The sequence below is a fragment of the Neolewinella aurantiaca genome (assembly GCF_008014675.1).
In the GTDB taxonomy this organism is placed as follows: domain Bacteria; phylum Bacteroidota; class Bacteroidia; order Chitinophagales; family Saprospiraceae; genus Neolewinella; species Neolewinella aurantiaca.
On the sequence record NZ_VOXD01000016.1, the window covers coordinates 55780 to 79466 of the forward strand.

General features: G+C 54.4%; 8 protein-coding genes. 2 read left to right on the top strand and 6 right to left on the bottom strand.

Annotation, left to right across the window (positions count from 1 at the left end; genetic code table 11):
- Positions 1-31: 31 nt before the first annotated feature.
- The 3 genes from FUA23_RS11615 to FUA23_RS11625 form a co-directional block, all read right to left on the bottom strand.
- Positions 32-10675, bottom strand: coding sequence for an HYR domain-containing protein (locus tag FUA23_RS11615; RefSeq protein WP_147930912.1), 10644 nt, complete (start codon positions 10673-10675; stop codon positions 32-34).
- Between the two features lie 520 nt (positions 10676-11195).
- The gene (locus FUA23_RS11620) at positions 11196-11699 is read right to left on the bottom strand and encodes a hypothetical protein (protein WP_147930913.1); all 504 of its coding nucleotides are present in this window, start codon (positions 11697-11699) and stop codon (positions 11196-11198) included.
- 270 nt (positions 11700-11969) lie between these two features.
- Positions 11970-13808: a Xaa-Pro dipeptidyl-peptidase gene (locus tag FUA23_RS11625; RefSeq protein ID WP_147930914.1), complete on the bottom strand. Its 1839-nt coding sequence runs from the start codon at positions 13806-13808 to the stop codon at positions 11970-11972.
- Positions 13809-14547: 739 nt separating this feature from the next.
- Between FUA23_RS11625 and FUA23_RS11630 the strand changes: the two genes are divergently transcribed.
- Entirely contained in the window at positions 14548-15063 is a 516-nt protein-coding gene (locus FUA23_RS11630; RefSeq protein ID WP_147930915.1) for a DUF6155 family protein, read from the top strand.
- A 16-nt stretch (positions 15064-15079) separates the two neighbouring features.
- On the opposite strand, the gene FUA23_RS11635 is transcribed toward FUA23_RS11630, so the two are convergent.
- Positions 15080-17899 (bottom strand): M16 family metallopeptidase, encoded by a 2820-nt coding sequence (locus FUA23_RS11635; RefSeq protein ID WP_147930916.1) that lies wholly within the window; start codon positions 17897-17899, stop codon positions 15080-15082.
- 189 nt (positions 17900-18088) lie between these two features.
- On the opposite strand from FUA23_RS11635, the gene FUA23_RS11640 reads away from it, so the two are divergent.
- A complete protein-coding gene (locus FUA23_RS11640) occupies positions 18089-18631 on the top strand; it encodes a hypothetical protein (RefSeq protein ID WP_147930917.1) in 543 nt (180 codons plus the stop codon).
- Positions 18632-18665: 34 nt separating this feature from the next.
- Here the strand turns inward: FUA23_RS11640 and FUA23_RS11645 are convergent, their stop codons facing one another.
- Together FUA23_RS11645 and ileS are read right to left on the bottom strand one after the other, a co-directional pair.
- Positions 18666-19157, bottom strand: coding sequence for a flavodoxin family protein (locus tag FUA23_RS11645; protein ID WP_147930918.1), 492 nt, complete (start codon positions 19155-19157; stop codon positions 18666-18668).
- Between the two features lie 284 nt (positions 19158-19441).
- Positions 19442-23296: an isoleucine--tRNA ligase gene (gene ileS / locus FUA23_RS22735; RefSeq protein ID WP_147930919.1), complete on the bottom strand. Its 3855-nt coding sequence runs from the start codon at positions 23294-23296 to the stop codon at positions 19442-19444.
- Between the last annotated feature and the right edge of the window lie 391 nt (positions 23297-23687).

Genomic DNA, 23687 nt, shown 5'->3' on the forward strand with positions numbered 1-23687 from the left:
ACGGCGTTTTTATCGTTTGTACCGAGTGTACTTACCGGAGTATAATCATCCGTTTTGTAGCTACCCAGTCACCGGCTTTTACCGTGTAGGAGTAAACGCCGGCAGGTGTGCCAAGCAAACGGTTGTCGATTACAAGGCTGTTACTTCCCGCAAGACCTTCCTGCTTGAATTCACCCACAAGGCGGCCAGCGGCATCACGGACAGAAACAACTACCTCGGGATGAGCGGTCGCAAGGCGGAAACCGATCAGGGTCTGATTCCGTACCGGGTTGGGTACGTTCTGCAGTAACTCGTTGGTACCCACGCTCAACGCATCCTCGTTGAAAACTAAGGCGAGGTTGCGCAGGTTGCCACTGTCGCGTTCGTACGCTTCCGCATGGGTGTAGCGACTGTTGATCTCGAGGCCTTCACTGATTTTTCCGTTGGCGTTGGCCTGAACGTTGAGGGTGAAGAGCACTTCGTCTGCCTGCCAGTCTGAAGCAACGTTTCCGCTTGCCCAGTTCCAGCTGGTCGTGATTAAACCTTGATCAGCGAAATTCCAGCCAAAGTTACCTGCGGCTACCAGACCTGGTTCTATGCTTGTGACCTCAAGAACGGACGGGTTGAACCGGAGCGTGAACTGGTAGCCATCAACCTCATCCAGGGCGGATGCATAAACGGGCACCAGGTATGTTTGACCACGGAGGAGTTCTGCTTCGTTGATCTCGAATTCCAGGGTTCCGTTCAGGTTCCTCGGGGCACCACTAACCAGTGAATTTGGTTGTGCGGACTGGTTGACGTCTCCAAGTTTCACCCCGATGAAATCGGCGTCGGCTATGGTGCCGACGAGGTTGTTGTAATTACTAACATTCGGGAATTCTGCAGACCAGGGGTCGAGTGCAGCAGGGAAGTCATAGTCCGCAGGAATAAACATCCAGCTTGGCATACCTGCGGGGAAAGCATCCGACAGCCCCAGGATGAGACGACGAATGGAAATGATGTCTCCCACGTCAATGCTTGTATTGCCGTCGACGTCGGCAGCAAGCATACTGAATACATTTGGTAACGACTGGGTGCTCAGTATATGACGGGTGACAGCGACGATGTCTGAGGTGCGGACGCCATTGCCATAGTCCTCGAAATGAGTGGGGCTGATGGTGTAGTCCTGACCAAGCGGAAGGCCGGAGAAGGTGAATGTTCCTTCAGCAGGAGTTGTCAGATCGGTGTTCATGCCGGTTGGCCCGGTGAGGTTTACCGTAACTCCTTCAATTGGGTTCATCTCTCCGTCAACGATCACTCCGGCGAGATGGCCGAGCAATTCGCCAAATTCGCAGGGAGAGGTGGAGCCCTCCTGAATTTCGACAAAGACGGTACAGTAGTCGTTATTTCCCGCAGCATCGAAAGCATAGACCCGGACAGGATAGCCACTGCTGCCAATTTCTTCGAGTTCAGTACAGGTAAGGGTTATTCCCAATTGGTCTTCCTCCGCGATGAAGCCAAAGGTGGATGCTTCCGCTTCGGAGTAGAGGCTGTAGGAGTCGATCTCATTGCCGAAGCAGTCCGTAATCGGACTGGCAATGAAGTCGGAAGCCCAGATGGCTGCTGCTCCTCCTCCGTTACCGTCGTCGGAGAGGGTAACGGTGAGGGTCTGAACACAGATTGGGGTCGGAGCCAGCACCGGATCTACACAGAACTCAAGAATGACGTTTTCGGAATTTCCACAACCGTCGTTGGCATTGATGAGAATAGCGTGTGCACCCACGGGCGCCTCATTGAGGCGGATGATGTAGGTGCCGGTCACGTCGATCGTCAGTTCTGCCGGCGTGAGTTGGCGGGTAGACACAAAGCCGGCCGTTTCGTTGAAGTCGAGGTCGAGCTGAGCAGTTACCTGCGCGTCGGAACAGTCGTCGGTAGCGGTGAAGCTCAGCGTTACTTCTGCGGCACAGTTGTCACCGTTTCCACTAAAGCACTCAGCAGGTTCGTCAACAACGATGACCGGAGCCACTTCGTCGTAAACTTTGATGAACTGCACGTAGCGGAAGGCTCCCCGGCTGTCGTCCTGAGCGTATGCGAAAGCGTCGTTTTCGCCGTTACCGTCATTCGTGCCGGCAACATCGTTGCCATCGTCAACGAGTTTGTCGGCCTGCTGAGTGTTGGCGTTGAAGATACGATCCGTGAAACGGGACAGGAAGGCGAAGTCATCGGAGGTGATGTTGACGTCGGTGCCGGGTTTCACGTTCAGGTACAGGAGTTCAGTTTCCGGATCCCGGCCGTTGTTCCCGTCTCTGGGCAGGAGGTAAGGTTCTCCCAGGGAGTTGTATTCACACCAGTTTACGGCATCGTACGTGATGCGGAGTTTAAAGCATTCCTCGCCGGCCTCCGTAGTGCGGAGTGTGTCTATCGCTGTGGTGACGGTGAGAAGGTCGCAACCGAAGTCGGTGAACGCAAGGTCATCGTAGTCAGGTATCTCAGCGCAGGTACCACTCTCATCGGTAGGGAAGGTGATCTGGTAATCGAATACCGGAACAATACTGATTTGCTGGGTGCACTGTACATTGTTGGTCAGTCCGCCTCCATCGGTTACGGTGAATATACGGGTGAGTTGGCCCACGCCACAGTTGTTGGTGCTTCCGGTAATCATCTGGGTGATTCCGAAACTGCAGTTGTCGGCTCCTCCGGCAGTGCCGAACATGGCGTTTAGTTGAGCTTCGGTAGCGTCTGCGATATCGTTCGGGAGGTTGTTGCTGTACTCGACGCAGGTGATGGTTACGTCTTCCGGAGGAAGACAGGTTGGAGCAATCTTATCCTCCACGAGAATTTCTGTCCAGCAAACCGAACTGTTGCCGTCTTCGTCGGTTACCCGCAGTTCAACGGTTACCAGATCCTGAAGGTCACAACAGTTCAGGCCGATCGATGCGTCCCAGTCGGTGTAGTACGGGGTTACTGCCTGACAGGAGCCAGGATCGAGTTCGTAGAGCCGGCGAATGGCCAGTTCTACCTCGCCGCAGAGGTCTTCACTGTTGCCATCGATGTCTGCGGTAGAGACAATCGCTAATCCGTTGCCATCAAGTGAAACGTTGAGACCATCTTCACAGGCTGCAGTTGGGCCAACCTGATCTACTACCGTGAGGTTGAAGATGCACTCGCTGTAGCGGCCACACTCATCTTCTACTTCGTAGCGGATGGTGTAGCCCCCTTCGTCGAGGCCAGAAAGCAGGTAGGTCCCGTTGTGGAGCTGGCTGAGCTCGCCGTTGCTGGCAGAGACGGTGTATTCCCAGTTGGTACATCCGGTTTCTACGACAGGCTCAGGGATGAGGTAAGCACCGTTGCAATCGATACTGCTGGTACTGATCGTTACATCATCGGGACACTCCAGAGCCGGATTCTCGAAGTCGAGTACCCGTATAATCTGAACGGCTTCAATCGGGTTAACGCCCGGGACAACTGGCTGACAGGTATTGCGAACCTTCCAGGTTCGCAGGATTTCGTAGCTGCCGGCGCAAATGTTGAACACTTCATCGGAGTACAGGTAACTCGCACTACAGAAGTTAGTGGTGAATATGTCCGAACCGTCGTCGACAAATGGGAAGCCGGTGTTTTCCGGGTCGGTCAGGGTTGGATCGGCCGCTGCCGCGGCGCAGTAGATTGCCGGTGATGCGTCGCCATCGCGGTTGGCCGGGAAACGAACTACAGCCAGGTCGAAGGCTTCGATGGTGACGGTCTGAACGCAGCTCGCAGAGTTGCCGTAAGCATCAGTTACGGTCCAGGTACGCCGGAGGATTGCGCGGGGATCGTCGCAGGCGTCGTTCCTCTGCAGGGTATCCGCAAAAGCAATCGTTGCACCTGCGATCGCGCAGCTCTGAAGTATCGGAACGCCCAGAAGGCTGGTGTCGGTGGCAGCATTACAACTTACCGTCGTGTCGGACGGACAAATAAATTCTGGTGCTTCGAAGAAGCCCACGTCGATGTTGCCCCAACAACTTACATCGTTGCGTGGGTCATAAACCTGGTAACGGACAACTTCGCCGATCTGATCGATGCCGGCTATGTTTGGCGTGATGGTGTCGAATGAACCGGTTTCGTTTTGCTGCAGCAGCGTCAGTACGTAGTTGTCGAAACAGTAGTACTCGTTGCCAGCGAGCACCAGGGCAGGAATGATTTCCTGTTCACAATCTCCGTCTAAGTGGATGTTGATCTGATCAAGACAGGCCATTTGCGGGTTAGCGGGGATGTACTCAAGGATCGTGACCACGTAGGTACAGGTAGTGTCGTTGCCGGCAGCGTCCACTACGGTAAATTCAATTGTATTGTCGCCAATCGGGAGTGGCTGGTTGAAAGGCGGAGTGCCGAAAATATCCACAACGGCGCAGTTGTCCGTAGCGGTATAGTCGGTGGGGCGATAAGCCCTCTCGCATTCACCTCCGCTGAGTTGAATCGTAGCGTCGGCGGGGCAGGTGATCACCGGAGCTTCGGTATCGTTTACCGTTACGTCGAAACTACAGTTACTGGTGTTGCCGTTGCCGTCGGTGAGGGCGTAGTTCACAGTGGAGACACCAACGGGGAAGAAGAAGGTCACCTCGGTGTTCTCGGGGAAGATCGGTATTGGCTGGCTTGCCAGTGTTGTGCCGCTTGAGTCGATGATCGTCCAGAGGATTGAACCTCCTTCGCAATTGTCGAAAAGGATGGCGTGATTCCAGGTGTATTCGGCACCACAGAGACGGAAGTCGTTTTCCAAAGTAGTGGTGTAATCCGGGTAAACTTCCCGGGAACTCACGAAGAGGATGGAGGAGGCGAATGACGCAGGTGCAGTGTTTACCTGGGCATTGTGACCTATCTCGAGGGTCCAGTCTCCTGCGGCGGCTTCTCCGTTGAATATTTCGATGTCGCCAACGGGCATGATCAGCTCGCCAGCGTTATTGAGGAACCCGCACCCGGCACTGATGGAAGGGCCGAAATCTCCGTCAAAGGTGAATTCTACGGCGTCGGTACCAGCGCACACAGCTGCTGCCAGTACAACTTCGGTGCCTTCGGGGCTGATGAGCGTAAAGGTCAGGTTACCCATGTCGCCCGCCAATCCCTGAATATTCAGGTTGACATCAGATACGGTGTACGCTTCCCCGACGGTGTAAACTGCCTCGACACACTCGCCGTAGGCGAGATCGATAGCTCCGGATGAATAACTGTTCCACTCACCGTACAGACCGCAAACAGGGGCCTCATCGTCGGAGACAGTAACCGTAAAGTCACATTCTACCCGGACAGTAGGCTGCGCCTGAATCGCCGTACTTGCTCCGTTGGGTGTTGGTTGCTCAAGGCCGGGGTTAAGTGCTCCGATGGTAGTAGGCAAACAAGCTTCGCCGGGAGCGAAGTCTGCCGCGGTGTTCGTATCCCAAACCGTTGTCCGGACAATGCCAGAGCCGTTTACGGGGCCTGTCGTGCCCGACCAGTAGTTTCCAGCATCCGTTCCGCTGATGTCGAAGCCATTCATGATGGCTACGTCAATTACAGACCGGGATAAGCCGATGCTGTACGCGGCGGGCTCGTCGGCCGCAAGGTTTGCTGCTCCGGGAACGTTGAAGAAATCATCGGCAGGTGAGTTCGTGCCATCACCGAAATGGATGGTCAGCGTGCCTCCCGGCTGCAAAATCGTAAAGGTGGGAACGGCATATTCTTCCAGTCCTGCGGCGTGGGAGCGGGTGATCATCAGACAGCTTACGTCCAGCGCAGCGCGGTTGAAGTTGGTGATCTCCAGGTAGTCCCCGTCCGCAGGGTTGCCGGTAGTAAAGCCGGGCACCGGAAGGGTTCCGTCTACAGCGTCGGAAAGGTCGTGCGTTATCTCGGTAATCAACAGCAGGGGCATATCCTGTACGGAGTAGCTGACGGTGTTTGAGCCAAGCCCGAAGGAGTTGCCACTGGCATCGTCAAAGCCACTGGCGACTTCGTTGCCGTCAGCATCGTCGATGCGGTAAACCACGGTTAGGTTCGGAAGGCAATTGTCCTCGATATTGGTAGGCGCGATGTTATCGACGACCGCAACGCAGTCGCCTGCGTCGGTACTGACGTTTACGTCATCAGGGCAGTCGTAGGTCGGTGGGGTGTGGAAGTCATTTACGATGATCTTCACGTCGCACCGGACGGTGTTTCCGGTAGGGTCAACGGCTTCGAAAGTGTTGATGGTAATTCCAACGGGGTAGAGGTCGCCGGAGGTCAGTCCGGTGTCATCTACCTGGGTAACAACGGGGATGCTGCAATTGTCCTCGGCCAGGGGCAGTGAGTAGTTCGCAAAGGCAGAGCACCAGGTGTCTGGGGCATCTACAATCACCGCCGGCTCGGGGCAGTTGATGAAGCGGGGCGGATCGTCGTCCGTTACGGTTACCTCGAAACTGCACTGAGAGAAGTTGCCGACGGCGTCTTCGGCGTAGTAAGTAACGGTTGAAGTTTTCTGAGTAGGGCTTACGTGCTCGAAGTCGTAAGAGCCGTTGAACTGATCAGGCAGCGGGTTAGTAATGTCGGGGTTCAACAGAGCGGTAATGTCGAACGGGCCGGCCACTGAACCATCAGGGTTGGTGATCGTGTAGGTGTACAGGATCACGTCGCAGTTATCGGTAGGCAAGGTATGTGCCCACAGGTACTGAGCTTCGCAGGCGAGCGGCTCGGTAAAGAGAGCAACAGGCCCCAGGTTCTCGCAGAGAATCTCTGGTGTGCCGTTTTCGTCGTCGTTGTCACAGCTTCCGGAACGAAAGATTTCACAACCCCGGGCGTCAATTACGGTAAACGACCAGGTAGGCTGTGTGTAGTCAACGAGCAGGTTGCCGAGGTCTTCGGTGAAGTCCTCGTTGTCGTAGTTGATTACCGCTCCGTTAGAGCCGATGTAAGAGCCCTGGTAGGTGAAAGAGCCATTTACGTCATCAGCAATCTGGTCGTTGTCGACGTCTAAGTGAACGCCGGAAAACTGGATGGTGTAGGGCTCGAGACCACCGGTAACTTCTCCGAGGTTAACGACGCGGTCATTCTGAACGATACACTCACATTCCGGAGAGTCCATGTCGAGTGGTTGCCGGAGCTCGAACGTAGCGTGGGCAATTTCAACACATCCGGTGAGGGCAACGTTGCCGTTTTGCATAACGGCTCCGGGAAGGGCCAGTACATAAGACACCGTTACAAAGCCGGTACCGTCGCCTGGGGTGTAAACACCATCGGTAGAGATGCTTCCGGGGTTGGCCGAAGCTGAACCAGCGGCAGGAGCGAAAGCTGTAATGCCGAAGCCACCTACAGCGTCGCCGAGGTAAGTGTTGTTGGCTACTTCTGCGTGAGACAGTGTGGTTCCGTCAGGAAGCGTAACTACGAGGTAGTTAGAGAAGTCGAGCTGAGAGGGGTTGTTGGCTTCCAGACAGATTTCCGGTGCATCGAGGTCAAAGGAAATGCCTTCGAAGAAATCATCGACTTTAATCTGAGAAAGACAAGTTGTAACGTTACCGCTGTTGTCGGTCACGGATAAGGTTACGAGGTTGTAGCCGGTTTCCGTACAGTCGAACATGGTTGATGCTGATGGCATCTCGTTTGGCTTGGCAATGAGAATGCTTTCGATTCCGCAGTTGTCGGTACTTCCTCCATTGATGAAAGCGGTGTCGTCCATCTGGTCTTCAGCGAAAACGGTTACGTTCCCGGTGTTGTCCAGGCGTACGTCGATGTCGACACAAACTGCTTCGGGACGTTGGACATCGACGATTTGGACGTCGAAATCACAGGTTTGGGTCTCGGAGCCATCGTCGGCGATGATGTTATCACCGTTGATGTCAACGAGCATGGTGTAGGTCACGGTGCTGGTGCCGAAGGGGAATTCTATTCCGCTTACGTCGTTGTGGGTGCCACGGGTTGCCAGAGAGTAAGGTGTGGTGGTCTCGGCTGTGGTTCCGTCTGCAAAAGCAATGCTGTAGTTGATTACCGTCGCACAGTTGAGGCCCTGCAACGGGGCGATTCCGGTCACAACGGTAGTACAGACATCGCCGTCTACTTTAAGAGCTACGTCGTCAGGACAAGCAAGAACGGGATCTCCGCTGGTGACCAGAACTTCGAAGGAACAAGTTCCAACGATTCCGGAACAAGAATAGGCGCTGTAAGCAACAGTATAGGTGCCTGGCTCCAGATCAGAACCGGGAAGGGGGCCGGCGGTTTGGTAAACGCCTGAAGAGGCAACCGCTACCGGAGTAGGTGTTGACGGGCCATTGTAGTACATCGTTGCCTCGGGGTAATCGGTGAAGCCTTTATACTGAAGGGCGTCTCCTCCGCAACCGTCGTAAGCAACAGGGACAGACCAGCTGACCTCGGTATCGCAAACGCCATCCTCCGTGATCACATATCCGTTTTCCGGACAGTTCGCAAACTCGGGAACCGAGTTGTTGTAGACCGGAATTTCGATGGTCTCTTCGTCGGAAAAAACCAGGTCTACGTTACAGGACGCGGCTGCGAGCAGGTCTTCGATGATGATACCAACGAGAGGAATAGCACCGATGGGGAGCAATTCAAGAAGGTTGATAGACTCCGAAGTAACCTCTCCGCATACATCCGCAGCGTCAAAGGGCCAGGAGGTTACGTTTCTGATGGTTATGGTTCCGGTATTGCTCACGATGTTGTTGGGTACAGAGGCGGAACCGCTGGCGGGGAAGACATAATCTTCAACGATGTAATCGAAGTTACCATCACCGTCTGTATCGGCAACAACTATTCCCGATCCGCCGTCCCCTCCGATCAGGGCACCGAGGTTGGTGAAGATGATTTGTCCGATGGTTTGATCACAAGCGTCTTCGAAAGAGCCCAAAGGAATAGGGTCGATACAAATGTCATCGACGATAGGCAGAGGGATACAAATTTCAAAAGTGATGATATCGCAGATTACACCAGCTGCCGGGTTCAGGTCTCCGAGCGTAGGTCCGCCGGTGGCAATGTCACCAAAGCTGCCGGGGAGGCTGCCTTGCCAGTCGAAATCAATCGCAGGGTCCGAACACTGGATGAGCCCTGGGTAATTTTCAAGCTCGGCCTCGATGAGTTGCGGACCGTTGAGTGTAAAGAAGCTACACGAGAGCGCGAGGTTGTTTTTTACGTCTACTTCGCAGACGTCAGTGGCGTCGGGATCTGGCTCGCATTCGTTGGCGAACAGTGCATTAGGAGCGCATCCGTTTCCGTCGTTGTATATAACTACGGTACTACAGGTGGTCTCGGCGCAGGTGCTGATCTGGCTCTCGTCAGTATTCGGTGTACTTGCGTCATCGGAGGGGAAAGCACTGGCGCAGCTGGTGGGTGGGCTGTTCTCTTCGGTAAGGCAAATAGTATACGTATTGGAGCCTGATGCGGCAGGCCCCGATAAGCTTACTGAGCCAAATGCCACCGCTATGGCGTTTGTAGCAGGAGCACCGTTTACCGTGCCGGAGCTACTCAAAATAGTCAGCGACTGATTGGGGCCGTTGCTGATGTTGGACAAAGTGATGATTTCGTTTCCACCAGCGTTGCAAATAGGAGAAGTATAGCCTCCGACGGTGAACTCAGGGGACGGTTCCATCAGAATGAGCAGTTCGGCGGTATTGCTTGTTCTGGTAACGTTGTTGCAGGCAGCATCAACCACTGAGTATTGAATACCCAGGCAGCCACCACCGGGAGGAATCAACAGAAAGTTGTCGTTGATCGTTGCCGCAGGGCCGCTGACCACAGAGAAGGTGCCCCCTTCGAGGTTCGCTCCGTCAAACATGACGGAGAGATTGATGGAATCCATCTCGGCTGCGCAGTTGATTAACGTAGGTTTTAAGGACGCAACCGCTTCGGCCAGCACGCTTACCTGAACAATATCTGAGCTGACCGAACAGAAGTTGTCATCGCTGGTAAAGGTGGCGTTTATACTATAAAGGCCCGCAGGGATTTCTGATACGTCCAGCAGTCCTGTATTCGTATCGAAACCCGTTGCCGGAACAGGGTTGATCGTGAAAGATGCGCCGGGGAAAGAGGAGTCGAAATCAATGTCGGCATCGTCACTACAGCGAACCATTACACTCTCATCTTCTGAGGTCGTTGGGTCGTCGGTAGGGGCTGCTGGTGTAATGTCTACATCGAAGTTGTACTCGAAGTTGATGGTCACGATTTCAAAGCCGTAATTATCGCTTCCATCTGAATTAGGATCTGGGGTCCACCCTCCGGTAGGTAGATACGGAGCAACAGTTATATCGATATCGCTATCTGCGAGATCGCTTTCAACAGTAGATGCATAAAGCACAAAGTCTCTACAGTAGGAATTGAAAGAAATATTGTCGGGGATGTAGCCTAAATTCCCAATATAGAACGTCCTTCCGGAGATGTCTACTTCAAGGTATTCTACGTCAATGTCTCCGGAAAAACATATGTTTATGACCATCGGAGAAGTGACCTCAGTGGCCGGGGGAAGGCCTGTAGTGATTGCTCGTGACAGGCTGGTCGTTCCGGGAGCGGGGTAAGTACAGCCAACGCCTACGACAAAATTACACGTACCGTCATAGTCTGCAAGACTTCGTTCCTCTCCTGAGAGAAAGGCTTCTTCAAAAGTACACTGAGCCTGAAGACCTCCTGTGGATGAACACATCACGTAAAGAAGAAGGCACAGGGCGAAACGTCTTGAACAGACAAGTCGGCCAACCTCCCGCTTGAGGGAAGTAAATAGTTGTTGGGTCGTCATAATATGCTTGTGTATGAGATTAGGTAAAATTCGTTTCCGCAATAGGGTCGAGGGAATAAAATCTGAAAAGGGCCAAAAGTGAGCAGGAACAGGATTCCGGTAAACTTCACGCCCACTCAATATTCTGCATTGCTCCCTGAGGACGTTTCTTTTGGTAAAGAAAAGCTGGCATGATTAAGGCGTGTCGTTTTGCAGAATCGAAACCGGAAGGGGAACAGCAATTGGTAGTCTAAGTGGCTGTGAAATTATTAAATAGGATGATGAATGGCTAGTTGTATCGTGTAAATGTTGTTATTGATGGTGATAACAGGTATAAGTACCTATGACATTGCGGCAAATCAGAGGTTGTTTGGTGGAGAAAAGACAAATTCTTAAACGGAGTCTGCACCCGCGGCCGCGCCCGGAAATACCTGAGAGAGTGTACTGATGCCTTTGCTCAGTCCTTTTCCAGCACGCAAAAAAAAGCCCTGACCTGCACGATGCAGACCAGGGCAATTTTGTGGGTTATGAGGTGTTTCGCTTATTTGCCACCGCTGTTCAGCACGTAGCGAACGGCAAGGTTGCCGTAGCCGCCGCCGAAGCCTCCGCTCCCGAAGCCATCGCCGAGGAAGAGGGTCGGAACCCAGTCGGCAGTGACGGAGATCGGCGCGTCAGCAAATGTGTACTGAAGGCCAAGGTAACCGGAAACGGTGAAGGTCGTTTCGCCGCCATCAAAGAATTCTGAGTTCCAGAGCTGAACACCGGCGCCGCCACCAAAGTACCACTGCAGGCCATCGACGGATTCGATGTCTTTGTGGATCTGGTACGCACCATTGATGGTGATCCAGCTGAAGCCGGAGTACCCCCGGTAGCCAACGTATGCCTCGAGGGCGCTGGATTCGGAGATGAAGGTTTTGTAGCTGGCTGCCCAGGGATAACCCAAACGAAGGCCAGCGGCGGATTTGTAATCCTGCGCCTGCATGTCCGCAGAGGCGGCAAAACAGAGGCAGAGTGTGAGAGCAATGAGTGATAAGAGGTTTTTCATAGTAAAACGGGTCGGTTTAATCCGGTTCCAGGAAGTACCGGAAAGGGTGAATGTTTTAGTGAATGTGATGTTGTCTGGAGGGTTGATAGTTCTTAAGACGAAAGGAACTACTCCTTTCCATAACCACACCACGATTTCAATCATTGATGCAGTTGGAAAAGTGAGCGTTACACCTAACAGAAGAATTTTTTCTGATCGTGTGAAACTCGCCTCCGGATCGACATAGCGTACACAAGTGTACCCGTTATCGTTTTATAGCTACGGAGCCCCTTATTCTTTGTCTCCCTTAAACGCGCGTCCGAGCACCGACGCTCCCCCCACTACCGGAAGAGTTACGGATGTCCCGGAAAGATCAACCGTTACCTGGGTTCCTGGCTTGGGCCAGAGCGTAAACTCCTTGTCGCTGGCGAAGATCAACAGTCCGATTTGCTGGCCGGTACGGATGATCTGATCGTCGGGCATCAGGTCGAAATTCACATCGACGAATTCGCCGAGCTTCACGTCCTCTTCTTTGCGGATATTTTTATAGTTGCGGAAATCGGCCCAGCCACGGGTGATCAGGTTGTCGGTGATCACGGTGCGGCGACCTTCCTCCCAGGGCAGGGAGACGAGGTAGACCGAGAGGTTGGCCCGGGCTTTGTCGGCAGCCATTCGTACCGTTACGCTTGGGGTGCCGGAAATATGAACGTCTTCCGTCAGGGTGGGGGAGACGTAAATCAGTCGATGCTCCGTGAACTCGGCCCCGGCAAGGGCTTCGGCCTTGAAGGAGTAGTTGTCGGTGAAGGTCTCTTGCTTCATCGTCTGGGTCTGAACGAGGCCAAGGCCGCCGTGACCGGGAGCACCGGCGGAAGGGTAGAGCGTTACGTCTGCGGCTTTCGGGTTGGGGTAGTCGTCGTAGGCGGTTGGTTGTTGCGGGTCGTCGCGTTCCCGTACGATCCAGGCTTCGGCGTCGTTCTCAACGTCGTTCTCGATGCCGTGCAGGTAGCGGGTAAACCACCGGTTCATCATCTTCATGGGGGGAGGGCCTCCGTGTCCGTTCTGGTGGTAGTAGATCTGGGTGGGCAGGCCCATCTCCTTGGCTTTAGCGTAGATGCGGTAACTGTGCTCGGGCATTACGTTCCAGTCGTTGAAGCCGTGGCTCATCAGCAGCGCCGCCTTCATCGGTGCCATCTGGTTGAGGTAGTCGCGGCCGGCCCAGAAGTCACTGTAATCTCCGGTAATCCGGTCGATACCGTTCTTCATCTCGGTATCGCGGACAACGCGGTTGTTGTGGGGCCGTTTGTTTTCGGCTCCGCTGTGGATGAAGTCATAAAGCACGTCGAGGTCTTCGCCCAGGTAGCCGCCAGGGCTGCGCACCAATCCGTTGGAGCGGTAGTAATGGTAGTAACTGGTGTTGGGGGCGATGGGAATGATTGCTTCCAGGCCTTCTACACCGGTGGTGGCTGCGGCCAGGGGCAGTGTGCCGTTGTACGAAGTCCCCGTCATACCGACTTTGCCGGTAGTCCAGTAAGCTTTCACTTCTTCCGTTCCGTAGGGTTCTGTGTAAGCTTTGGCGCGGCCGTTGAGCCAGTCGATGACGGCCTTCGGCGCCAGGCTCTCGTTGGGGCCACCGACGGTGGGCGAGCCCTGACTCAGGCCCGTACCGGGCGAACTGGAATGCACCACGATGTAACCGCGCGGCACCCAGGTTTTGATTTTTCCGTTCGAGATGATTGGTCGCTCGCCCCGGCGCTGAACTTCAGGGTGGACATGATCGGCCGGAGCTGCTTCGCCAAGTTCGTGTTTCACGTTCCAGAAGAGTTCGCTGCCACCGCGGGCAACGCCCGCGAAGTAGGGGCTGGTTTCATAGACAACGGGCAGTTTCAACCCTTCGGTTTCTGTTTGTTCCGGCCGGGTGACGGCTACGTGCATGCGGTCCATTTTTCCGTCGCCGTCGGTATCGAAGGTCGTTTCCACGAACAGGTCGTGGCGGATCCATTTACTGGCATCATCGAAGGCCGGAACGATTTGGGCTTCGCCGTCTTTGAAGACGGGTTGGGCTTTTTCGGTCTGGGCGGGTAGGGTCGCTACCGAGAAAATCAATAGCAAAAAGGAGAGCGTGTTCTTCATGGCCCTAAGATAATCACGACCGGGCAACATTTGCGTCTTCTGCATGACGGTAACCGAATGTTTCGGGGCGCGCACGCAGGTGCAAAGGGTGGTTAAAGGGCTCCGGTTTTACCTGGTTTTCAGTAGCCCCGGCTTCAGCCGGTGGTTTGCTTGGTTCGACGCGAAGCTCAGCGTCTTTTTTTAAGCTTCCGGCTGAAGCCGGAGCTACTGTTAGAGCCGTGCTTCCCGTAGTAGCCCCGGCTTCAGCCGGTGGTTTGCTTGGTTCGACGCGAAGCTCAGCGTCCGTTTTTGAGCTTCCGGCTGAAGCCGGAGCTACTGTTAGAGCCGTGTTTCCCGCAGTAGCCCCGGCTTCAGCCGGTGGTTTGCTTGGTTCGACGTGAAGCTCAGCGTCTTTTTTTAAGCTTCCGGCTGAAGCCGGAGCTACTGTTAGAGCCGTGTTTCCCGCAGTAGCCCCGGCTTCAGCCGGTGGTTTACTTGGTTCGACGTGAAATTCAGCGTCCGTTTTTAAGCTTCCGGCTGAAGCCGGAGCTACTGTTAGAGCCGTGTTTCCCGCCGTAGCCCCGGCTTCAGCCGGTGGTTTGCTTGGTTCGACGTGAAGCTCAGCGTCTTTTTTTAAGCTTCCGGCTGAAGCCGGAGCTACTGTTCATGTACTTGGCAAAAGAGAGGTCCATTTTAAAAACCACCCCTGCTCCTTCAAACCAAAACCCGGCATCCTGCGTTCGCGCCTGAAAAGGACCCCATGAAAAGAGACTTCCTCCGCCTCCTGAAAGAACTAGACGAAGACGAGCTGCGTGAGGAGCTGAAAACGCTCTACGAGCGCTTTCCCGCGCTCCGTGAATATTACAAACTGGAGCTGAGCGGCAGCACCAAAGCAGTGCTTGATAAGTATAAAAAGGATGTACGGAAAGCCTTTTTTACCGGACGCAGGCGCATGGGGAAACGGGGCCGCAGCAACTCGGCCAAGGTGATTAAAGACTTCAGGGAGGTCTCCATTCACGCCAAAGACCTGATTGAACTGAATTTTTACCGCGTAGCCGTGATGGTGGAGGCCATGGAATTCTACAACGTAGAGAGCGAGCCTTTCTACAACTCCATGCTGAAAAGCTTTGAACGGTCAGCAGAGATGGCAAAAAAAGAACTCATGCTCGACACCTTCCGGGAAACGGCGGACGAAATAGTCTCCAATTTCGAAGCCTATGACCGTTATGGCGAAGGCCGGGACCTCAGGCAGCGGTTTCAGACGTATTGGGGATGATGTCAGTTCTCCTCTCTTAATTCAATCTCACCGGTTCTCCGTATCCCAGTTCTTTCATTCGCGGAAGCTGCGTTTTCGCATCGCCAACTATCAGCCAGATCATTTCACCTGGCTTCAGGTACTGTTCGGCGAGTTGCTTGATTTTCTTCTGGCTCATGCCGCGCACGATGGCTTCGCGGTCTTTCACATAGTTGGCGTCCCAGCCGTATTCGCTCATGTTGCCGAGCATGTTCAGTTTGGCTCCTGCGGTCTCGAAGGCGCGGGCATTGGATTTGGTCAGGAAGCTGCGGGTCGTTTCCAGGTCTTTTTCCGAGAAGGTTGCCGGGTAATCCTCAAGGATCTCCTTAACGGCCTGGGCAGATTCCAGCGTGACGTTGCTGCGCACGCCGCTACCGATCTGGAATTCTCCCACTTCCTTCGAGCCGGAGAACCCGGAGCGGATGCCGTAGGTGTAGCCTTTGCTTTCGCGGAGTTCCTGCGTCAGGCGGGAGGCGAAGCCGCCACCGCCCAGGATGTAATTCATCACGGTGGCGGGGTAGTAGTCGGCGTCGGCGACGGTCGGGGCCGGCTTACCAATACGGAGGACGGATTGTTTGGCACCTGGCACATCGTAGAAGTAAACTTTTGCCGTCGCCGGTGGGGCAGGAACGGGCCACTGCTTTACGGTTACTTCTTTGGCCGGCCAGGCCTCCACCAGCTTGTCCAGCGGAGCGGTGACAGCAGACTGGTCTAGTGCGCCCACAACGTTCATTTTTGCGATGGAAGGAGAGAGGTAGTTGCTGTAGTAGCTCTTTAGGTCGTCCATCGTTATGGCGGGAATCGATGTTGGCGTGCCGAGCTCATTGTAAGCCCGGATGTTGTCATCGCCGTACAGTAGTTTGTTCCATTCCGCACTGGCAATCGCGTTGGGCGAAGCTGCTTCCTGCTCGAGGTCGCTCAGGGTTTCTCGGCGGATGGTTTCGAGCTCTTCGGCGTCCCAGCGGGGCTCCAGGAGAATTTCGGTGAGCAGCGCCATGGTAGCCGGGTAGTTGCGGGCAAGCGTGTTACCGTAAATCACGAAACTTTCAGTAGAAGAATAGACATTGATGCGCGCTCCCAGTTGCTGGATGGCGGCTTCCAGTTCGGCGGTCGTTTTATTTTTGGTGCCTTTGGTCATCAGTTCGGCCAGCATATTCGCTACGCCGGGTTTTTCCAGGCTTTCCTGCAGTTGCCCGCCAGGAATGGTGAGGTTGAAGTTTACCAGTGGTACTTCTCCGTTCTCGATGCCGTACACGCCAATGCCGTTGTCGAGCGTAGTTTGCCAAACGGTGGGCGGGGTAATTTCCGGTGCTTCGCCGTAAGGTGGTTCCGACGAGCGATCGAATGTAGACGGAGTGGGTTCGTACTCTGCCGCTACAGAGGCATCGAACTCCTCTTCGGCTCCGGTTTCAATTTTTTCTTCCACCACTTCGGCTTTTTCTGAGCCGGAGAGCGCGAGGGCTTTTTCTCCCTTCGGCACGAAACTGGTGGCCACAAACGGCCGGCCTTTGATGTAGGTTTCGTACACCCGTTTTACGTCAGCAGCGCTTACGGAGAGGATGTTGTCGATGTCTTTTTCCACGTAACCGGGGTCTCCGGCAAACATATTGTACTGCGCGAGTTGGAATCCCTTGCCGAGTACGCTGCTGAGCCCGTTGTAGAACCGGGTTTCCTGGCCGGCCTTGATGCGGTTCAGGTCTGTATCTGAGATGCCGTTGGTCTCGAAGCGGGCAAAAGCCGCTTCCACTCCTGCCATAACGGAGTCCAGCGAAGTACCGGGGAAGGCCCGGATAGTAAGCTGGGCTTCGCCCGCCAATTCGGAAGTGGAGTTGAACATCCTTACGTTGGGCGCAAGCTTTTTTTCGTCAACCAACACAGTGTTGAAGGGAGCTTCTTTACCGTAGGCCAGGAAGTCGGTCAGCACGTCCAGCGCATAAGCGTCTTCGGAGTACTGTTCTACCGTTGGCCAGACCATGGTGAGCTGCGGCAGCCGTGCAAAATTATCTTCGTGGTACAGCTTTACGGTTTCGCTCAGCTGGCCCCGGCGAACGGCCATGTTCTTTACCTCTTCTCCGGCGGAGATCTCGCCGAAGTACTTCTCGACCCACGTTCTGGCTTGCGCGGGGTCAAAGTCTCCGGCGATGGTGAGCGTTACGTTATTAGGTACGTACCAGCGGCGGAAAAACTCTTTAACGTCGGCCAGTGTAGCGTTGTCCAGGTCTTCCAACGAGCCGATTACCTGCCAGTTGTAAGGATGATCGTTGGGGTATAAGGCTTTGTCGATCACATAGGAGTTGTGGCCGTAAGGGCGGTTGTCGTAACTCTGGCGTTTTTCGTTTTTGACGACCTGTTTCTCTTTGGCCAGCACTGGTTCGGTGACGGTGTTGATGAACCAGCCCAGCTTGTCGGCTTCGGCCCAGATCATTTTTTCGAGGGCGTCTTTGGGGACGGTTTGGAAGTAGTTCGTCCGGTCCCGGTTGGTGGAGCCGTTGGCTCCCGAGCCACCGATGCGGGCGCTCATGGCGTCGAGCCCGCCTTTGCCCAGGTTCTCCGATTCCAGGAAGAGCAGGTGCTCAAATAAGTGGGCAAAGCCGGTGCGTCCTTCTTTCTCGCGGGCGGAGCCAACGTGGGCCGTTAACGCCACGGCTACCACGGGGTCCGATTTGTCTACGTGGAGCACTACGTCCAATCCGTTGTCGAGCTCAAATTTTTCGTAGGGGACGGAGAATTTGCCGGTAGTAGTACTGGTGTTGCTCTGGTCTGCGTTGCAAGCGAAAAGGGAAAACAGTAATAGCAGGGCGATGAATCTTGGAAGCATAGGTGGTGGTTATTGGTCTGTTTGGGCGCGGACGCAGGATGCAAGGTAAGGTTGGCGGAGCATTCGGTCCGAAAGCAAAGCACCGTTTGTAAACTGGACGCTCAACGTCCCCGACAAATTCTTTTTCTCTTGCTGTAACGGTTCGTGGATGTCTGGCCATAAAGAGGCAAACTAAAATACCCTTTAACTATGACTTTTAAGTCCTTGCCTTTCTTCTTTGCCCTGTTTACTGTTGGTTTGTCTTCCTGCGGACTGGTGGATGATGTCGTTCCGGATATTACGGTTGATGTAGACGGATCTGAGATCGTTTTCACCCTGCCGGAGGCCGACGAAGCCGGAACCTTCGTACTCCCCGATCAGGAAATACCGAGCGAAGTTGTTGCTAAACTCAACGACGAGAACATTAGCGCCGACCGCGTGAAATCGGTGAAACTCAATAGCGCTCTCTTCCGGGTCGCAACGGCCAACGCTGCGATTGATTTTACTGCGGTAGACCGCGTCAAACTCACCATCACCACCCCCGGGCTGGGCACCATCACCCTGGCTGAGAACGACTTCTCTGACCTGAGTGGCGGATCCGTCACCCTTGAGGTCAACGACACTGAATTGCTGGACCACCTCCTCTCCGCCACATCAGATTTTCAGCTGACCATAACCACCAATACTCCCGTTCCCGCAGATACTGATCTTGCGGTTAAGCCGGAGTTCAGGCTTACGGCTTCGCCGCTGTAAGGTTAAATTATCGCAGATGCTGCAATCCAAAGCCCTACGGAATACCCGTAGGGCTTTGTGTTTTGTGTATCTGTGCCTTTCTGTCTATTCCCACCCACCCGTGCCAAGCCGGCCCGTATTCCATGCCCAGGTATTCGGCGGAAAGCCGAAACGCCTCGTAAAAGGATGCATTAATTTGTTCATCGTTGCTCACGGAAAGTACCGACATCCGCTTGCCGCGTAGTTGCCGGCCCAGGTCTTTTCGGCTCTTGAGCAGATCACTCAGACGGTCAAAAAAGATCTTCATCGGCCCCGACATGGCGTACCAGTACACCGGGCTGGCGAAGATGATCTGGTCGGAGAGTAAAACCTTTGTCTCGATCAGCCGCAGAAAGTCGTCATCCGCTGGGTATTCCTGCTCGTAGCTGAAGGGATGAATCTTGTAATCGAGCAGGTCGAGGTGTTCCGCTTTGAGCTCGTTGGCGAGGCGTTGGGCGACGTGGAAGGTATCGCCGCCGGGGCGTGCGGAAGCTTGGAGGAGGAGCATTTCATCAGGGCAGATTATTGAAGAGAACGGCAAGTAAAAACAAGAAAGAGCTACCCAGCAGCCAATACAGCGGCCACCATCTCATTTTTCGGATTCCTTCTCTTGCTTCTTTCTCCTCAGCGGTTAACTTGTCAGGGTGTAAAGTATACCCTTTCCAGCTCAACCATATCATTTTCAGGTTGTAGAATCCGCCCATTACAAAGGCGGAGAAAGAAAGATAAAGGAAGACTTTATATAGTATATCCATGACCTGAGAATGTCTACCGCTTTCGTTGAGAAGCTGTCTAAACCCGGCTCACCGCCAGCGTAGCCGTTTCTTCACCCGGCAACTCCAGTGCATCGCCATCAACATCGCCATCAAGTACCAGGCTATCCGCCAGTACTTCGGAGGAGATGTAGTCACGGAAAGCCGTAGCGGCTTCCTCCACCGCGGGGGAACCCTGCAGGCGAACGCGGATGCGGTCGGTCACCTCGAAGTCGAGGTCTTTGCGCATGTTCTGGATGCGGTTGACGAGTTCGCGGGCAAGGCCTTCCTTCGCCAGTTCGGGCGTAACGGTAACGTCGAGCGCAACGCTGACTTCGCCGTCGGAGGCGACCTTCCATCCGGGGATGTCTTCAGTGGCAATCATCACGTCTTCCAGCGTGATGGCAACCTCCTCGTCATTGACGGTGAGTACAAAGGCTCCGGATTTCTCCAGCAGTGTGATGTCGTCTCCGCTCATCTGGGTGATGGCCGCAGCAACGTCTTTCATCATCTTGCCGACCTTCTTGCCGAGGACGCGGAAGTTGGCCTTGATGCTCTTTTTTAGGAAATCGCCGTCGGTCAGGAATTCAACTTCTTTGATGTTGGTCTCAGACTTGATGATGTCGGCTACAGCCTCTACGTGAGCCTGGAACTCAGCGTCGGTCGCCGGTACGAGGATCTTCTGTAGCGGCTGGCGCACGCGGAGATTATCGGCCTTACGCAGCGAAAGCGTCAGCGAGCTGATGCGCTGAGCGTAAGCCATCCGCGTTTCCAGGTCTTTGTCGATCTGGCGATCGTTGGCTTCAGGCAGGATGCTGAGGTGAACGCTGTCGGCCAATGCTCCTTCACGTCCTTCCAGTGCACCTGCGTCCGCGCCTCCGCGCAACAAATCACGGTAAAGATGATCGGCGTAGAAGGGCGCTACGGGAGACATAAGGTGAGCTACCTGCAACAGGCAACCATGCAGTGTCTGGTAAGCTGCACGCTTATCCTGGCTCATTTCTCCTTTCCAGAAACGGCGGCGACACTGACGCACGTACCAGTTGGAAAGCTCGGCGTTGACGAAGTTTTCGATGGCACGGCAGGCTGGTGTTGCGTCGTAAGCTGCGTAGAGCTCAGAAACTTCCCTGGTCAGGGAGTTGAGGCGACTGATGATCCAACGGTCAATTTCGGGCAGGTCTTTGTACGCCACCGGCTGAGCCGTCAGCGGATCGTACCCGTCAATGTTGGCGTAAAGCGCAAAGAAGTTGTAGGTGTTGTGCAGCGTGCCGAAGAAGACACGACGGACTTCCTGAATGCCTTCCTCGTTGAATTTTAGATTGTCCCACGGGTTGGCGTTGCTGATCATGTACCAGCGCGTAGCGTCGGCGCCGTACTTGTCGATGGTAACGAAGGGATCTACCGCATTGCCGAGGCGCTTCGACATTTTCTTCCCCTCTTTGTCAAGAACGAGCCCGTTGGAGACTACGTTTTTGTAAGCAACAGAGTCGAAGACCATCGTGCCGATGGCGTGAAGGGTATAGAACCAGCCACGGGTCTGGTCGACGCCTTCGGCGATAAAGTCGGCCGGGAAGGCCGCTCCCTGCCCCCTGGCCCCCAAAGGGGGAAGGGGAGCTGTGGAGTCCTGGCTTTGGGTCAGGAAGGGCGGGCGCAAGTGGAGGCCCTGGTCCAGCATATCTTTAGTGAACGTTGGGCGGGTGTTCAGTGCATAACGAATTTGTGCTAGAACCTCATCCGGGTTCTGCAGTACTTCATCGTTAGTAAACCGGATCACTCTGAACCCTTTGCTGTTGAGGATCTTAGTCCGCTCCTGATCAAGCTCTGCGGCTTCTTTTGAATTATGGATTGCTCCATCAACTTCAATGATGAGTCGTTTCTTCAGGTGAAGAAAATCAACGATGAAGTTGCCAATGATATGTTGGCGACGAAATTTATTTTCTTCGAACTGCTTATTTGACAACAAGGTCCAGAGAGCTTCTTCTGAAGGCGTCGCTTTCTCATTGCGCATTTCCCGTGCATACTCTTTTAACTGAGCATAGGTCATGGGGTTCGCCGTCTGATATACTGGAGGCTCCTCGTCAGTAGTGGAGGGGGTCCCGGTTCCCCCTTTGGGGGTTAGGGGGCCAGGGAAACCCCACTGCGCGTAAGGCATGGAGCCGGAGTCGAACCAAACATCGATCAGGTCGAGCTCGCGGACAAGCTTCTTGCCGTTCTGGAAAAGAACCACTTCATCGATGTAGGGACGGTGGAGGTCTTTCGGCACGCTCTGATTAAGGCCCAGCTCTTTGTTGGCCACCTGGATGGCAGCGTCGAGCTCGGCGATGGAGCCGATGCAGACTTCCTCCGAACCATCATCACTGCGCCAGATGGGCAGCGGGATGCCCCAGTAGCGAGAACGACTGAGGTTCCAGTCATTCAGGTTTTCGAGCCACTTGCCGAAGCGACCGGTGCCGGTGCTTTCGGGCTGCCAGTTGATGGTGTCGTTGAGCTCGCTCATGCGCTCCTTGACGGCGCTGGCCTTGATGAACCAGCTGTCGAGGGGGTAGTAGAGTACGGGCTTGTCGGTCCGCCAGCAGTGGGGATAGCTGTGGTTGTACTTGGCTACGTTGAAGGCGAGGCCCACTGTTTTGAGGTGGATGGCGATGTCGACGTTAACGTCTTTGTATTCGGGGTCGTCTTTGTAGTCTTTGACGTAGCGGCCGGCAAACTGGCCGGCGTCGGCGGTGAATTTACCTTGCTTGTCCACCAGGGTCAGTGAGCCGATACCGTTGGCTTTGCCAACGGCCATATCGTCCTGGCCGAAACTGGGTGCGGTATGCACGATACCGGTACCGGCATCGGTGGTTACGAAGTTGCCGGTGATGACGCGGAAGGCGTCGCCATCGGTAGGTACGGGACCTTTAAGGAGTTGCTCGTAGCGCAGCCCGGCCAGCTTGCTGCCGGGGAAGGGCGCACTCATGGCTTCCACTACCGGTTGATTGTGGCCACCAAACCATTTCGAAACGAGTTCCTTGGCCAAAACGACGTCGTTGGGAGCTCCGGTATATTGGTTCTTGGTCCGCACTTTGACGTATTCGATATCGGGGCCTACGGTGAGGGCGGTGTTACTCGGCAGGGTCCAGGGCGTCGTCGTCCAGGCGATGATGTGCACATCGCTGCTGTCCTCAGAACCCATCACTGCACCTGCGTCTGCGCCCTCTTCTGTCTGAGGCATTACTGGCAGGCTCCAGAGCCACGCAAAATCTGCGTCGCGCTGCGCTTGAAACATCGCTACAACGGTGGTGTCGCTTACATCCTGATAAGCACCGGGCATGTTCAATTCGTGCGAACTGAGGCCCGTACCCGCTGCGGGAGAGTAGGGCTGGATAGTGTAACCTTTGTACATCAGGCCTTTGTCGTAGATCTGCTTGAGCAGCCACCAGACCGACTCCATGTACTCTTTTTCGTAAGTTACGTAAGGCTTCTCCAGGTCGACCCAGTAGCCCATTTTTACGGTGATGTCGTCCCAGATGCCTTTAAAGCGCATCACGGTTTCCTTACAGGCTTTGTTGTAGTCGTCGACGGAGATCTTCGTGCCGATGTCTTCCTTGGTGATTCCGAGTTCAGATTCCACCTTCAGTTCGATGGGCAGGCCGTGGGTGTCCCATCCACCCTTGCGTTCTACCCGTTTGCCCGTCAGGGTTTGGTAGCGGCAGAAGATATCCTTGATGGTCCGTGCCATTACGTGGTGGATGCCCGGCTTGCCGTTGGCTGAAGGAGGGCCTTCGTAAAAGACAAAGGAGTTTTCGATGTCCCGCTCCTCAATGCTGCGCTTGAACACATCGTTTTTCTCCCAGAATTCCAGGATTTGCTTGTCTACTTCGGGAAGGTCTAACTGATTGTAAGTGGAAAACATCTGCGGGTGGATATATAATAAGGGGCAAAAATAAAAAAAGCTCCGTCGGAAACGGGTCCGTCGGAGCTTTCATGCTGTGCAAAATACAGCGGCAACCTACGGACGCGAAGCGCCGTCGATAATTATGCCGCAAATAATTCGTGCTACTAACATATTGCAAAGGTAACACGCGAATTACAAATGGGTTGGGGCAGCATTATGAGGAAATCAAATAGAGTACCCCGGATGACTAAAATGCAGGATCAGGGGGTGGAAAGTCTGATCTTCCGGGCTTGCGGTTCCTGTTTGTTAAACAGTAGATAGTATGGCTTAACGTCATTTTTAAGCAAACGAAATTTCGCTGGATGGTGAAAAAAAAGTTCAAAAATGCTTGTGGCTAAATTAAATTATC